This is a genomic window from Streptomyces sp. NPDC004134, from assembly GCF_042874195.1.
Classification (GTDB): domain Bacteria; phylum Actinomycetota; class Actinomycetes; order Streptomycetales; family Streptomycetaceae; genus Streptomyces.
Genome location: NZ_JBIAMS010000036.1, coordinates 33,927 through 48,259, shown reverse-complemented (window position 1 = coordinate 48,259; position 14,333 = coordinate 33,927). Strand labels below are relative to the sequence as shown.

Below are 14,333 nucleotides of genomic sequence, written 5' to 3'. Positions count from 1 at the left end.
GCGGGCCCGGCGGCTGCGATGCTGGCCCGCATGGCTGATCACGACCACCGCGGCGCCCCGCGCGTCGTCGCCGCGCTCGATGCCGTCGGCATCCGCCGCCACACCACCGGGCAGGTCATCCTCGACGACGTCGACTGGACCGTACGGGCCGGGGACCACTGGGCGCTGCTCGGCCCCAACGGCGCGGGCAAGACCACCGTGCTGCGGCTGCTCGGCGCGCTGACGCACCCGACGACCGGCACCGTGGACGTCCTCGGCCACCGCATCGGGCGGGTCGACATGCGGGAGTTGCGCGCCGCGATCGGCCTGGTCTCGGCGGCGCAGAAGGTGCCGCAGGACGCCCCCGGGCACACCGTGGTACTCACCGGTCACAGCGGCACCGTGCAGCCGCTGTGGCGCACGTACGACGCGGCCGTCCGCGAGCGCGCGGACGAACTGCTGGCGGAGCTGGACTGCAAGGAGCTGGCCGACCGCCCGTACGGCGTCTGCTCCGGCGGCCAGCGCGCCCGGCTGCTCATCGCCCGCGCGCTGATGGCGGACCCGGGGCTGCTGCTGCTCGACGAGCCGTTCAACGCGCTCGACCTGCCCTCCCGCGAGGACCTGGTCGACGCCCTGCAACGCCTCGCCGGGACCCGCCCGGCCCTGGCCACCGTCATGGTCACCCACCACCTGGAGGAACTGCCGCCCACGACGAGCCACGCGCTGCTGCTGCGCGACGGCCGCGTGGCGGCGGCGGGCCCGGCGGCGGCGGTGCTCACGGGCGCCCACCTGACGCACTGCTTCGGCCGCCCCATCGAGGTCCATCACCACGGGGGCCGCTGGCAGGCCCGCTCCCCCCGTCCGTAGCCGGGCATCCAGCGCGCGTCCCAACTGCCTTACGGCCGTACAACCTTCACCCCGCCACGCTGGTCTTCCCCACACCGCGGACATCGTCCGACACCGACCGGGAGGCCCCAGGTGACCACTCAGCCCCGCCGCCGTGCCCTCGTGGCGCTCGCCACCGCCGTCGCCCTCGCCGGCGGCGGCCTGACGGCGGTGGCCGCGCCACCCGCCGCGGCGGCCCCGAGCGGGCTCAAGGGCGACTTCGACGGCGACGGCTACCGCGACGTGGTGATCGGAAACCCCGCGGCCACCGTGTCCGGCAAGTCCTACGCCGGGGCCGTGGCCGTGCTCTACGGCTCCGCGGCGGGCCCGGACGCGAGCCGGCGCGCGGTGTACCACCAGGGCACCGCCGGCGTCCCCGGCTCGCCGGAGGAGGACGACTACTTCGGCGAGACCGTGGCCGTCGACGACTTCGACCGCGACGGCTACGCCGACCTGCTCGTCGGCGCGTCGCGCGAGAACGTGAGCGGGGACGTCGACCGCGGCACCCTGACCCTGCTCTGGGGCGGGCCCCGGGGGCTGAGCGGCGGCGCCGCGGTGAAGGTGGCGAACGTCCCGGGCACCGGCTGCAACCTCGCCGAGGGCCTGTATGCCGGCGACTTCGACGGCGACGGCGCGCCCGAGATCAGCGTGGCCGCCCGCTGCGCGGCCTTCCACCTCCTGGGCCCCTTCACCCGTGAAGGACGGCCGCAGAGCCAGCGGCGCGACCCCCTGTTCGGCACCACCCGCGGCGGCGCCTACGGGAACGTGGACGCCGACCCGCAGGCCGAGCGCATCGTGTTCGTCGGTCTGATCAGCGGCAACCCCGGCGGCCGCATCTACGTCGACGACTGGACCGGCGACGGCTACACCCGCACCCGCCTCACCGACGCCGGCGGCCTGACGGGCGAGGTCGGGGACGTCGACGGCGACGGCTACGGCGATCTGGTGACGGGATACCCGGACGAGCCGCGGAACAGCGGGCAGCCGTGGGCCGTCGGCGGCACGGTCCAGGTCTGGTACGGCGGCCCGGACGGCATCGACGAAACGCAGCGGCCGCAGCGGATCCACCAGGGCACCGCGGGCGTCCCGGGCGGCGGCGAGCCGTACGACCAGTTCGGCGCGTCGGTCGGGGTCGCGGACACGGACGCCGACGGCCGCGCCGAGGTGGCCATCGGCGTACCCGGCGAGGACTTCGACGGCAAGTCGTTCGCGGGGACCGTCACGCTGCTGCGGGGCACCGCGAACGGGCTGAGCGGCGCCGGAGCCCGGCTGCTCCACCGGAACACCGCGGGGGTGCCGGGGACTGCCGCGACGGGCGACGGGTTCGGCGACGAGGTCGCGCTCGGCGACCGCAACCGCGACGGCAGGGCCGACCTGACGGTGGGCGCTCCGTGGCGGGCCGCCGGGGGCTTCGTCTGGCACGCCCGGGGCACCGCCGACGGCATCACGGCCACCGGCTCCTACAACGTCACCGCCGCTCGCGCCGGGTTCGGCCGCGAGTTCCCGGGCTTCGGCGAGGTGATCGCCCGCTAGCCCGGCGGCCCGCCGCCGCCCGGTGCGCGCCCCCGGCTACGCGCCCGGGGGCGGGCGGTGGCGTTCGCCCGGCCAGTCCAGGGTGAGGCGGTGGGCGCGGGGGAGTTTGGCCACCACCAGGTCGTACGAGTCCTCGATCATCTCCAGCACCAGCTCCTCGGGCACGGCGCCGTCGAGGCGGACGGTGTTCCAGTGGCGCTTGTTCAGGTGGTACCCGCCGACGATCTCCGGGTGCGTGGCGCGGAGTTGCACCGCCAGGTCCGGCTCGCACTTCAGGCTCACCGACAGCGGCGTGGCGGCCAGCTCGCTCAGCGCGAACATCTTGCCGCCGACCTTGAAGACGGAGACCGCCTGGTGCCGGTCGAAGGGCCACTCCTCGACGGCCCCGTTCGGCTCCAGGCAGGCGGCGCGAAGCTGGTCAGGTGTCATGCGCCCAGTATGGGAGCCCCCACTGACACCGCACGGCGAGCGCCCGCCCGCCCCGGCCCGGTGCCTCCCTGTGAGCCGGCCCCCCGTCTACAGCCCGGCCGACGTCCCCGCCGCCGCCAGCACCTCCCGCAGCATCGCCGGCGTCAGCCGCCCGGTGAAGGTGTTCTGCTGGCTGACGTGGTAGCAGCCGTACAGCTCCAGGGGCGCGCCCCCGTCCGGCCGCCGCAGCGTCGTGTGCGCCCCGTGGCCGAACGCCGGCCGCGGCCGCGGCACTTCCCAGCCCGCCGCGGCCAGCACCGGCAGCGCCGCCTGCCAGCCGAACGACCCGAGCACCACCGCGGAGCGCAGCGTCGGGCGCAGCAGCTCGATCTCGCGGACCAGCCAGGGGCGGCAGGTGTCGCGTTCGGTGGGCGTCGGCTTGTTCTCGGGCGGGGCGCAGTGGACGGGGGCCGTGATGCGGACGCCGCGCAGGGTCAGGCCGTCGCCGCGGTGGGTGGCGGTGGGCTGGCTGGCGAGGCCGGTGGCGTGCAGGGCGGCGTACAGGACGTCGCCTGAGCGGTCGCCGGTGAACATCCGCCCGGTGCGGTTGGCGCCGTGGGCGGCCGGCGCGAGGCCGATGATCAGCATCGCGGCGTCCGCGGGGCCGAAGCCGGGCACGGGGCGGCCCCAGTAGTCCCAGTCGGCGAACGCCTTGCGCTTGGTCGCCGCGACCTCCTCGCGCCAGGCGACGAGCCGCGGGCAGGCGCGGCACTCGCACAGCCGCCCGTCCAGCTCGGCGACGGTACGGGTGCGGGGGGCGGTGGCGGCGGGGAGCGGGGGTTCTGTGGTGGTCATCGGTGCCAGCATGCCGCAAGGCGGCGGCCGGTGCCGAACGGGGCCCCAGTACACCTCTGTGCATTCGAACTGGTATCCCGAAATGACCTTTGACCAGGGGAGTTTGTCAGTCGGAGGCGGTAGAATAGAGGGAGTGAAGACGGGCCAAGACGAGGCCGAGGAGGTCGCCCATGCCAGTGGCGTACGCCCCGACACCCCTGCCCAAGAAGCCGCTTCCGGCAGGTATGCCGCGTGAGTGGTATGTCGCGCACAACCGCATGCTGAAGGCCATGCGCATCGCCATCGCCCTGCTCGACACCGGGGTCTACACCCCGCAGCGCGCACGCAACGAGGTGATACGCCACACCGCCGAGCGCATCGGCGTCCACCCGCCCTCGCTGACGACCTGCCGGCTGGTGCGCAGCCTGCTCCCGCTCATCTGACCGCGCGCTCCCGACCCGCCCTGATTCCGCGCCGACTCCGGCCGGTTCCCGCTGACTTCCCGCTGACTCCGCGCTGACCCGGCCCCGACCGCGTATCGGGCGCGGGGCGCGGCCCGCAGGCGCAAGCCTTCGGGCCGTACGCCCCGCGCCCGCGCACACGCGTCCCCGCCCCCGGAAAATCGGCTGCGCCGCGTCCCGTCCACCGCCCACACTGGAGGTCCCGACACGGCGCACACACCCTGCGCGCGCCGCACCCGACCAGAATCAGGAGCCCGCCGCGTGCAGGCAGCCGTCACCGTCACCCCCGCCCGGATCCCCGAGCTGCTGCTCGGGCTCGCCACCGTGCGCCCGGTCTTCCTCTGGGGCGCCCCCGGCATCGGAAAGTCGTCGCTGGTACGGAAGTTCGCCGCCTCCCTCGGCCTGGACTGCGTCAGCCTCATCGGCACCCAGCTCGCCCCCGAGGACCTCATCGGCGTCCCGCAGATCCGCGACGGGCGCAGCGTCTTCTGCCCGCCGGAGGCCATCGCCCGCGACGAGGCGTACTGCCTCTTCCTCGACGAGCTGAACGCCGCCACCCCCGACGTGCAGAAGGCGTTCTACTCCCTCATCCTCGACCGCCGCATCGGCAACTACGAGCTGCCCGAGGGCAGCATCGTCATCGGCGCCGGCAACCGCGCCACGGACAACGCGCTCGCCCGCCCCATGGCCTCCGCCCTCGTCAACCGCCTCGCCCACGTGCACCTGGAGGCGTCCGCGGCCGACTGGCTCGGCTGGGCCGGCGAGCACGGCATCCACTCCTGGGTGACCGACTACCTGACCGACCGCCCCGACCACCTGTGGGCCAAGCCGCCGAAGACCGAGGAGCCGTTCTCCACGCCGCGTTCGTGGCACATGCTCTCCGACGCGCTGCACTCCTTCGGCCCGGCCCTCGACGACGCCACCCTCAAGACCGTCGCGCACGGGACGCTCACGCCCGCGCACGCCGTCTCCTTCTGCGGGTACGTCAAGATCGTCCGGCACCGGTACGGCGTCGAGGCCATCCTCAAGGGCGACGCCTCCTGGCCCCGCCGCACCGAGGACCGCGACCTGCTCTACTACCTCGCCGAGGCGTTCCGCGGCCGGCTCGTCAAGGAGCTGCCCGCGAGCAAGGAGCACGCCTCGCCTGCCGTGCGCGAGACCGCGTACCGGGCGAAGGCGCTCCTGGTCCAACTGGCCGAGATATCGGTGGAGGTGGCGCAGACCGTCATCGCCGAGGACGCGGACGGGCAGCCGGTGCTGCCCGCCTGGTTCCTCGTCGAGGCCGCCCGGGACATGCCGCGCCTGGTGGAAGCACGCAGATGAGCAGGACGAACCGGGCGGCGGGCCGGCGCGGCAAGGCCAAGCCGCAGCAGCGCGACGACCCGGCCACCCGCGCCTTCTCCGCCGGGCTCGCGAAGGCCATGCAGAACCCGGCGCTGCGCGCCCTCGGCGCGCAGGTCGTCCGCAAGGGCACGACGGGCGCCGGAGGGACGGCAGGCGCGGCGGGCGCGGCGGGCGCGGGGGGCGCGGGGGGCGTCCCGGGCACGGTCGTCTGGGGCGCCGGGACCGGCCCCGCCCACGGCCTCGCCCGCGTCGACTCCGACGGCACCGTCCACGCCCACCCCACCCGCCGCGCCGAGCCCGCCGAGTGGACCTGGGCGCTGGCCCACTGCCTGCTGCACCTCGGCTTCGGCCACGCCCCCGCCGCCCGCGGCGAGCGCACCCAGCCCGACCGGTACGAACAGGCCGCCCGCTGCACCGTCGTCAACCGCTTCCTCGTCTCCTTCGGCACCGGCCGCCCGCCCGCCGACCTGCCCGCGCACTATCCCGGCGGCGGCGAGGAGGAACTCGCCGCCCGCTGGCGGCGCGACGGCATCCCGCCGGAGTACGAGCGCTGCGGCGCCGCCGGCGACGAGCCCGACGTGCTGCTGCTGCCGTGGGAGGGCTGGCCCGGCACCACACCGCCGGACTGGCAGCAGGACTTCGCGCACGCCCTCGCCCGTACGGTGTCCGCCGCCATGGAGGTCGCCGGCGGCCGGCGCGACTCGCTCACCGGCGTGCGGGCGCCGCGGCGGCCGTGGGAGCGGGCGCTGGAGTGGTTCGTCTCGTCCTACCCGCTGCTCGGCGGGGTCGCCGCGGGCATGACCGTCGTCGCCGACGCCGAACTCGCCCGCGCGCACGACATCTCCGTCGCCGCCGTCGACGCGGCCGCGGGCGAGATCTACGTCAACCCGCTGAAGGACCACTCCGACGAGGAGTGGCGCTTCATCCTCGGCCACGAGATGCTGCACGCCGCGCTGCGCCACGGCGAGCGCCGGGGGGCGCGGGATCCGTATCTCTTCAACATCGCCGCCGACTTCGTCGTCAACGGCTGGCTGCTGGAGATGCGCGTCGGCGAGATGCCGTCCGGGCTGCTGCACGACCCGCGGCTCGCCGGCCTGTCCACCGAGGAGGTCTACGACCGCCTCGCCGCCGACCTCAGGATCCAGCGCCGCCGGCTCGCGACGCCGCGCGGCCGGGGGCTCGGCGACGTACTCGGCGAGCCGCTGGTGCCGCGGGATCCGGCGGCCGCGTACGTCGACCTCGACGAGTTCTACCGCCGCGGGCTGCAGCGCGGCCTCGACCTCCACGAGCGCGGCCAGGGCCGCGGGCTGCTGCCGGCCGGGCTGATCGAGGAGATCCGCGCGCTCGCGCAGCCGCCGCTGCCCTGGGACGCGCTGCTGGCCCGCTGGTTCGACGAGTTCGTGCCCCGGGCCGAGCCGGTGCGCACCTTCGCGCGCCCCGCCCGCCGGCAGGCCGCCACCCCCGACATCCCGCGCGCGGGCCGCTACTTCCCGCCTGAGGAGGTCGCCCGCTGCACCTTCGGCGTCGTCCTCGACACCTCCGGCTCCATGAGCCGCACGCTGCTCGGCAAGGCGCTGGGGGCCATCGCGTCGTACGCCGAAGCGCGTGACGTGCCGGGGGCGCGGGTCGTCTTCTGCGACGCCTCGCCGTACGACGCGGGCTATCTGCCGCCGACGGAGATCGCCGGCCGGGTGCGGGTCAAGGGGCGCGGCGGGACCGTGCTCCAGCCGGGGCTCGACCTGCTGGAACGGGCGGACGACTTCCCGCCCGCCGCGCCCGTGCTGGTGATCACCGACGGCATGTGCGACGTGCTGCGGGTGCGCAGGGAGCACGCCTATCTGATCCCGGCGGGGGCGTCGCTGCCGTTCGTCGCGCGGGGGCCGGTGTTCCGTGTGAGGTGACGGCCTCGGCGGGCCCGGTACGGGCGTACGGTGACCGTCGGAAGCGGGCGGCACGGACAGCAGGGCGAAACGGCGGGAGACGGCGGACGTGGCGGAGAGCACGCGGACCCTGGACTGGAACGGGGCGAACGGCGACCACTGGGTCGCGTACGAGGAGAAGTACAACGCGGCGATGCTGCGCTACGGCGAGCGGCTGTTCGCGGGCGCGGACGTGCACCCGGACGACCGGGTCCTCGACATCGGCTGCGGGTGCGGCCAGACGACCCGGGTGGCCGCCGCGCTCGCCGCCGAGGGCTCGGCGCTGGGCGTCGACCTGTCGGCGGCGATGCTTGCGCAGGCGCGCGCCCGGGCGGCCGAGGAGGGCGTCGGGAACGTGCGCTTCGAGCAGGCGGACGCGGAGGTGCACGACTTCGAGGGCGGGGCGTACGACGTGGCGATCAGCCGGCACGGCGTGATGTTCTTCGCGGACCCGGTGGCGGCGTTCGCCAACGTACGGCGCGCGCTGCGGCCTGCGGGGCGGCTGGCGTTCGTGTGCTGGCGGGCGCCGGAGGAGAGCGAGTACTCGGCGGTGCCGCGCGCGGCCCTCGGCCGGTATGTCACGGTGCCGAAGTCCGGCGGCGTGAACGAGCCGGGCCCGAACTCGCTGGCCGACCCCGACCGGGTGCGGGAGGTGCTGGGCGGGGCGGGCTTCGTCGACGTGCGGCTGGAGGCGGAGAACGAGCCGATGGACCTGGGGGCGGGCGTCGAGGAGGCGCTGGACTTCGTCCTCAACCGGCCGCATGTGCAGGGGGCGATGGCGGACCTCGACGAGACGACGAAGGCAGAGGCGACCGAGTCCCTGCGCGAGGCCCTGACCCGGTACGCGACCCCGGAGGGAGTCCTGCTCCGGGCCCCGGCCTGGCTGGTAACGGCCCACAACGCGGCGTAGGGGGCGGGGGTCAGCGGCCCGGACGGGGCCCTGACCGGGAGCAGCCGCGTGCCGCGTGTGTGCTCCCAGACCGACCCTCTCGGGCCGCCGGGGCCCCCGGCCCCGGGCCCTCAGGCCCGTAACGTGCGGCGGGCCACCAGCGCCGCGCTCAGGCGGCGGGCGTCCGCCGGGGCGGTGGGGGTCAGGCCCGTGAGGAGGGCGATGCGGCGGATGCGGTAGTCGACCGTGTTGGGGTGCACGTGCAGCGCCGCGGCCGTGCCGCGGCGGTCGAGGTCGCGGGCCAGGTACGTCTCCAGGGTGTGCAGCAACTCCGGGCGGCCGGCCAGCGGTTGCAGCAGGTCGGCGAGCCCGGTCAGCGCCTCGCTCGGTCGGCTGAGCTGGTAGTCGAGCAGCACGTCGGCCAGCCGGTACAGGCCCGGTGGCCGGTCCGTACGCCGTACCAGCTCGACGATGTCCGCCGTCTGCGCCACCGCCGCCGGCAGCCCGTCCGGCGCCGCCCCGGCCGCTGCCGCCGTCACCGGCGCACCGACCGCCGTTTCCGTACGGTCGATCAGCCCGCACAGCGCCGCCCACGGCGGCTCCTCCGCCACCGGCAGCAGCGCGGTGCCGCCGCCGGCGTCGAGCGCGGTGAGCGCCGGTTCGCCGGCGAAGCCGTTCAGCGCCGTCTGCAGCCGGCGGATCTTGCGCCTGGCCGCGATGCGGGACCGCGGCCCGGGGGAGTGCTCGTCGGGGTGCGCGGCGACGTACAGCGTCATCGCGACGTACCGCGGCGCCGGCCGCAGCCCCGTGCGGCGGGCGATGCCCTCCAGCGGCTCCCCGGCGAGCAGCGCGGCCAGCAGCGCGTGCCGCGGCGCGTGCTCCTGGACGTCGAGCACCTGCCTGGCCTCCAGATACGCGGCGCTGACCGCCGCCACCAACTGCCGCTGCAGCACGAAGAGATGCCGCAGCACCTCCTGCGCGTCCGCGAAGTCCGCGGGCCGCGCCTCCGCCGAGATCTCCTCCCAGCCCATCGCCGTGCCGATCTGGTACGCGCTGAGGATCGCGTCCAGCGGCACGCCCTCCTCGGCGCGCTGCGCGGCCGACTCCCGCTGGCGTACCAGCTCGTCGTCGCGCGCCGGGCCGCGGCGCTGCAGCACGTCGGCGAAGAGCCGCAGGCTGCGCTGCACGATGTCGGCGATGTCGCCCGCGACCTCCTCCGGCGGCAGGGTGGCGTACACGGGCAGGTCGGTGAGCAGCCGGTCGACGACGCGGTGGGTGAGCGCGGGCACCCGGGCCCGCAGCCGCGCGTCGACCGGGCTGCCGCCGATACACAGCGGTGTGTTGTCACGCGTCACAACGGCTCCCGGAGAAGTCTGCGTTACTGACCAGTTAAGCGCAGCCCGGCCCGTCTGCATCATGTGCACGACACAACTTTCCGCCCCACCCACCCCCACCGCCGGGAGCCGCCGATGAACGTGGTGCCGAAACTCCTCAAGGGCGCGCTGGGCGCCGCCGCGGTGACCGGCCTCGCCGTCGCCGGCACGGCCGCCCCCGCGGCCGCGGACTCCGCCGCCACCGCGGAAGCCGCCGGCGAGGTCTACGTCGCCCTCGGCGACTCGATGGCCTCGGGCCCGCTCATCCCGCTGCCCACCGGGCCGCTGGCCTGCGGCCGCTCCACCGAGAACTACGCGCACGAACTGGCCGACGGGCTCGGCGTCGCCGAACTGCGCGACGTCACGTGCAGCGGCGCCAAGACCGACCACATGACGCAGCCGCAGTCGCTGTCGCTGCTCGACGTCGACATGGGCGAGGCGCCGCCGCAGTTCGACGCGCTGAGCGCGGACACCACCCTGGTCACGCTGACGATCGGCGGCAACGACGCCGGGCTCGTCGGCGTCGCGCAGGACTGCATGCAGCTCAACCCGCTCGGCGACCTGTGCAAGGACGGCTTCATGGAGGGCGGCGTCGACACCGTCGCCCAGCGGATCGAGGCCATGGGCCCCAAGCTCGGCGCCGTACTCGACGGCATCCACGCCCGCGCCCCGCAGGCCCGCGTCCTGGTCACCGGCTACGGCGACTACATCAAGCCGGGCGGCTGCTGGCCGTACCAGCCGGTGCTCGCCCCCGACGCCGACTGGCTGCAGGGCAGCGTCAACCATATGAACCGCGTCATCGCCGACCGCGCGGCGGCCCACGGCGCCGAGTACGTCGACGTCTTCACCCCGAGCCGCGGCCACGACTCCTGCCAGTCGCCGGACAAGAAGTGGGTCGAGGGCTACGTCCCCACCGCCCCGGCCGCACCGCTGCACCCCAACGCCCGGGGCGAGGAGGCGTACGCGGGCATCATCCACGCCCAGTTGACCGGCTGACCCCCGTCCCCGGCCGGCCCGACCGGCGGGGACGGGCCGGCCACCGACGTCCCCCACCCCCCGAGGGGACGCACACACGCCGGCCCGGCGCGGGACTCTCCGCGCCGGGCCGGCCGTGTCGGCCCGCGGCCGGGTGGCGAGGTCAGCCGTCCGGGGCGGGGACGGGATCCGCGGGCCCGGCGTCCCCGGTGCGGCACACGTCCCGTACGACGCGCAGGAAGGCGTGGAGCACGGGATCACGGTCCGTACGCCGCCAGATGACCGAGGTGTCGACGGTCAGGCCAGGACCGGCGAGGGGCCGGTAGACCACGCCGTCGCGGCGCAGGTTCTCCAGCGAGGCGGGCAGCAGGGACGCCCCGAGCCCGGCGGCCACGAGACCGATGACGGTCTGCTTGGGCGAGGCTTCGCGCAGGGAGGGCGGGGTGTAACCGGCGGCGCGGCAGAGGGCGACGATGTCGTCGAAGAGCGGCGGGTTGATCTCCCGAGGGAACTGGATGAGCGGCGTCCCCGCCAGCTCCGCGACGTCGACCCGCGCCCGTACGGCCAGCGGGTGCCCCGCGGGCAGCGCGACCGCCAGCTCCTCCGTGAACACCGTCTCCACCGCCAGCCGCGGATCGGGCACCGGCGGGTGGACGAACCCCGCCTGCAGCCGGCCCTCCGCCACCTCGCGGATCTGGTCGGGGATGCGCAGCTCCGTCACGCTCACCTCGACGCCGGGGCGGACCTGCGAGAACCGGCGCACCACGGGCGGGATGACGCTGTAGATGGCCGCGTCGATGAACGCCACGGCCAGTTGCCCCGTCTCGCCGCGGGCGGCCCGCAGGGTCTGCTCGACCGCGCGGTCCGCCTGCCGGACGGTCGCCCGTGCCTCCGCGAGGAACACCCGCCCGGCGGCGGTCAGCGCGACGCTGCGGCGGCTGCGGTCCAGCAGCCGGGCGCCGACGGCCCCCTCCAGCAGGCGGATCTGCCGGCTGAGCGGGGGCTGCGCCATGTGCAGCCGGGCGGCGGCGCGGCCGAAGTGCAACTCCTCGGCGACGGCGATGAAGTACCGCATCTGTCTGAGGTCGACCACGTGTCATATCCGTTCTGTCTCAGAGCCCGTGAAACGGGTATTGGACCCGGCTTGGTTCCGGCCCGGACGCTGGTGCCACACCATGTCACCGACGATGCGGAGGGGCCGATGAAGGACAGGCAGGGGATATCGCGGCGGGGGGCGCTGCGGGCGTCGCTCGCGGGCGCGGCGGCGGGAGTCGCGGCGCCGGGGACGGCGGCGGCCGCCGGGGGTGCGGGGGCGGCCCCGCCGGCCGGCCGGGCGCGCAACGTCGAGGCGGTCGGGTACAGCGACTTGGAGCACCGGCCGGCGTTCAAGATGGCCGTACGGCAGAAGCGCGGCCGGTGGTACCTCTACACCGGGCACTTCTGGGACTCCGGCTGGAGCGTCGTCGACGTGACCGACCCGGCGCGGCCGGAGGTCGTCGCCTACGTACCGGGGCCGGAGAACACCTGGACCCTCCAGGTCGACCTGCACGGCGACACCATGGTCACGGCACTGGAGCAGGTCTTCCCCAACTTCGGCGGCGACCCGGCGGCGCCCTTCGAGGAGGGCGTGCTGATCTGGGACATCGCCGATCCCGTGCGCCCGCGCCGGCTCGGCCACCACCGCACCGGCGGCACCGGCACGCACCGCAACCTCTACCCGGGCGGCCGCTACGTCCATCTGGCCGCCGGCGCACCGGGCTTCAGCGGCAACATCTACGTCATCCTCGACATCTCCGACCGCTCCCGCCCCCGGGAGGCGGGCCGCTGGTGGGTACCGGGCCAGCGGGAGGACGAACCCGCCCCGGCGGGCTCGGCGCCGGGCGGGGCCGGCGAAGCGACCGCCCCGGCCGGCTTCTGCTGCTCCGCCGGCCACGACGTATCCCTGCACGGACCGCCGTACCCGGTGGGGAACCTGGTCTACCTGCCGTACGGCGGCGCGGGCCTGGTGGTGCTGGACATCGCGGACCCGGCGCGGCCCCGGCAGGTGGGACGCCTGCCGTTCAGCCCGCCGTTCCACAGCCGCTTCGGCGTACACGGCGTCCTGCCGGTCCCCGGCCAGGACATCGCCTTCGCCAACTCCGAGGACGTCTCGTACGGCACGGGCCCCGCGCACCATGCCTCGATAGTCGACATCTCGGACCCGCGGGAGCCCTTCCTGCTCTCCCTGCTGCCCGTGCCCGCACCCCCGCGGGGCGCCGGCTACCCCGACTTCTCCACCCGCGGCGGCTGGAGCGGCCCGCACAACATCAACCACCACCAGCACCACCCCGACGTCCAACGCCACGACGGCCTGCTCTACGTCGCCCACTTCAACGCCGGCCTCCGCGTCTACGACGTCTCCAACCCCCGCCTCCCCCACGAGACGGGCCACTTCATGCCCCCGGAACCGACCCGCCGCTACGGCCCGATGCCCGAAGGCGAACTCGCCCTGCAGACGGAGGACGTGGTGGTGGACCGCCGCGGGTACATCTACGTCACCGACAAGAACCAGGGCCTGTGGATCCTCCGCTACACGGGCCCCCGCCCCTGACCTTCACCGCCGGAGACCGGTGCGCGCGGCCTCTTCGACCCGGGCGATCAGGCGGCTGTTGTGGACGGCGTGGTCGAATCCCGGGGTGTGGTGGGTCCCGTTCGCGATGTCGCGCGCCAGGCTGGCGTACACCTCGCCCACGTTGACGGAGGCGCCCCTCCAGATCTCGGCGGCGGTCGGGCCGGTACCGGTGGCGACGGGGCTGTCGGGCGCGGCGAAGTCCACGCTCGACGAGAGCGCGAGGTCGCCGACCTGCACGCCCGCGGGGTGATCGCCGGTCAGCTTCAGCCAGCCGTCCGACCCGCGTACTTCGAGGCTGAAGTGCGCGTCGGACGCGGGCACTCCCGCCAGGATCTGCACCCCGACCGGCGCCCCCGAGGAGGTCTTGGCGATGGCGTCGAGGTGATCCGGGACTTCCCGGACGGAGATCGCACCGGTGTCCACCAGCTTCACCTGCGGCCAGAGGAGTTCCGTACGCGCGTCGACTTCGGTGATGTCACCGAGAACGGTTTCGATGACGTCCAGCACGTGGCCCGCCGCGATGGTCAGGAAGCTCGCTCCCGCCGCCGCCTTGTCGAAGTACGCGTACGCGCTCACCGACTCCGGGCCGTTGCCGAACGTCGTCGCGGCGACGCGTGCCGAGAGCAGCCGCCCGAGCCGGCCCTGCGCGATGATCTCCGCCGCGCGGCGCACCGAGGGATTGAGCCGGCCCTGCAGACCGATCGCCGTGTGGAGCGAGCCGGCCGCGTCGGCCATCTCCTCCGTCTGGGCGACGGTCGCGCCCAGCGGGGATTCCGCGTACACGGCCTTGTCCGCCGCGAGGGCCGCCAGGACGAGTTCGCGGTGCGCCGGGACCTTGACGGCCACGGTGACCAGGTCGACCGACGGATCGCGGATCAGCTCGTACGGATCGGCGAACCAGCGCTCGGCGCCGAACGCCTCGGCCGCGGCGCGGGCACTCTCCTCGTGCCGCGTCGCCACGCCCGCCATGTGGAAGTCCGGCTGCGCCGCCAGCGCGGGGATGTGTGACGCCCCGGCCCAGCTCGCCTTGGTGTCTGCGCCGATGATGCCGACACGAATCACGCTGCTTGACATGACGTATTGCTCCACTTCTTTCGTTGCAGGGGGAATGAGCTGAATCAG

13 protein-coding genes are annotated in these 14,333 nt (G+C 74.9%); 8 read left to right on the top strand and 5 right to left on the bottom strand.

Going from position 1 to position 14,333, the window contains the following annotated elements; translation table 11 throughout:
* The first annotated feature begins 18 nt into the window (after nt 1–18).
* Both ACFYVJ_RS32485 and ACFYVJ_RS32480 read left to right on the top strand, forming a co-directional pair.
* Nucleotides 19–846: an ABC transporter ATP-binding protein gene (locus ACFYVJ_RS32485; RefSeq protein ID WP_388899291.1), complete on the top strand. Its 828-nt coding sequence runs from the start codon at nt 19–21 to the stop codon at nt 844–846.
* A gap of 111 nt (nt 847–957) precedes the next feature.
* A complete protein-coding gene (locus tag ACFYVJ_RS32480; protein WP_388899288.1) occupies nt 958–2,397 on the top strand; it encodes an FG-GAP-like repeat-containing protein in 1,440 nt (479 codons plus the stop codon).
* Nucleotides 2,398–2,433: 36 nt separating this feature from the next.
* On the opposite strand, the gene ACFYVJ_RS32475 is transcribed toward ACFYVJ_RS32480, so the two are convergent.
* Together ACFYVJ_RS32475 and ACFYVJ_RS32470 are read right to left on the bottom strand one after the other, a co-directional pair.
* The gene (locus ACFYVJ_RS32475; RefSeq protein WP_388899285.1) at nt 2,434–2,826 is read right to left on the bottom strand and encodes an MmcQ/YjbR family DNA-binding protein; all 393 of its coding nucleotides are present in this window, start codon (nt 2,824–2,826) and stop codon (nt 2,434–2,436) included.
* Nucleotides 2,827–2,913: 87 nt separating this feature from the next.
* Nucleotides 2,914–3,660, bottom strand: a complete 747-nt coding sequence (locus tag ACFYVJ_RS32470; RefSeq protein WP_388899283.1) for a uracil-DNA glycosylase — start codon at nt 3,658–3,660, stop codon at nt 2,914–2,916.
* Nucleotides 3,661–3,830: 170 nt separating this feature from the next.
* Here ACFYVJ_RS32470 and ACFYVJ_RS32465 point away from each other — a divergent pair, with 170 nt between their 5' ends.
* The 4 genes from ACFYVJ_RS32465 to ACFYVJ_RS32450 all read left to right on the top strand — a co-directional run bounded on the left by ACFYVJ_RS32465 (nt 3,831) and on the right by ACFYVJ_RS32450 (nt 8,273).
* Nucleotides 3,831–4,082: a hypothetical protein gene (locus ACFYVJ_RS32465; RefSeq protein WP_047015375.1), complete on the top strand. Its 252-nt coding sequence runs from the start codon at nt 3,831–3,833 to the stop codon at nt 4,080–4,082.
* 279 nt (nt 4,083–4,361) lie between these two features.
* A complete protein-coding gene (locus ACFYVJ_RS32460) occupies nt 4,362–5,423 on the top strand; it encodes an ATP-binding protein (protein ID WP_388899280.1) in 1,062 nt (353 codons plus the stop codon).
* Nucleotides 5,420–7,345, top strand: a complete 1,926-nt coding sequence (locus ACFYVJ_RS32455) for a hypothetical protein (protein WP_388899277.1) — start codon at nt 5,420–5,422, stop codon at nt 7,343–7,345. Before ACFYVJ_RS32460 ends, ACFYVJ_RS32455 begins: the two co-directional genes overlap by 4 nt.
* A gap of 88 nt (nt 7,346–7,433) precedes the next feature.
* On the top strand, nt 7,434–8,273 hold the full coding sequence (locus ACFYVJ_RS32450) for a class I SAM-dependent methyltransferase (protein ID WP_388899274.1): 840 nt from the start codon (nt 7,434–7,436) through the stop codon (nt 8,271–8,273).
* A 110-nt stretch (nt 8,274–8,383) separates the two neighbouring features.
* Here ACFYVJ_RS32450 and ACFYVJ_RS32445 read toward each other — a convergent pair whose 3' ends face one another.
* Entirely contained in the window at nt 8,384–9,607 is a 1,224-nt protein-coding gene (locus tag ACFYVJ_RS32445; protein ID WP_388899272.1) for a PucR family transcriptional regulator, read from the bottom strand.
* A gap of 114 nt (nt 9,608–9,721) precedes the next feature.
* Here ACFYVJ_RS32445 and ACFYVJ_RS32440 point away from each other — a divergent pair, with 114 nt between their 5' ends.
* The gene (locus ACFYVJ_RS32440) at nt 9,722–10,621 is read left to right on the top strand and encodes an SGNH/GDSL hydrolase family protein (protein WP_388899269.1); all 900 of its coding nucleotides are present in this window, start codon (nt 9,722–9,724) and stop codon (nt 10,619–10,621) included.
* Between the two features lie 142 nt (nt 10,622–10,763).
* Here the strand turns inward: ACFYVJ_RS32440 and ACFYVJ_RS32435 are convergent, their stop codons facing one another.
* On the bottom strand, nt 10,764–11,693 hold the full coding sequence (locus ACFYVJ_RS32435; protein WP_388899266.1) for a LysR family transcriptional regulator: 930 nt from the start codon (nt 11,691–11,693) through the stop codon (nt 10,764–10,766).
* 108 nt (nt 11,694–11,801) lie between these two features.
* Between ACFYVJ_RS32435 and ACFYVJ_RS32430 the strand changes: the two genes are divergently transcribed.
* A complete protein-coding gene (locus tag ACFYVJ_RS32430; RefSeq protein ID WP_388899263.1) occupies nt 11,802–13,190 on the top strand; it encodes an LVIVD repeat-containing protein in 1,389 nt (462 codons plus the stop codon).
* Nucleotides 13,191–13,193: 3 nt separating this feature from the next.
* On the opposite strand, the gene ACFYVJ_RS32425 is transcribed toward ACFYVJ_RS32430, so the two are convergent.
* Complete coding sequence (locus ACFYVJ_RS32425; RefSeq protein ID WP_388899260.1) at nt 13,194–14,285, bottom strand: Gfo/Idh/MocA family protein; 1,092 nt, start codon at nt 14,283–14,285, stop codon at nt 13,194–13,196.
* Between the last annotated feature and the right edge of the window lie 48 nt (nt 14,286–14,333).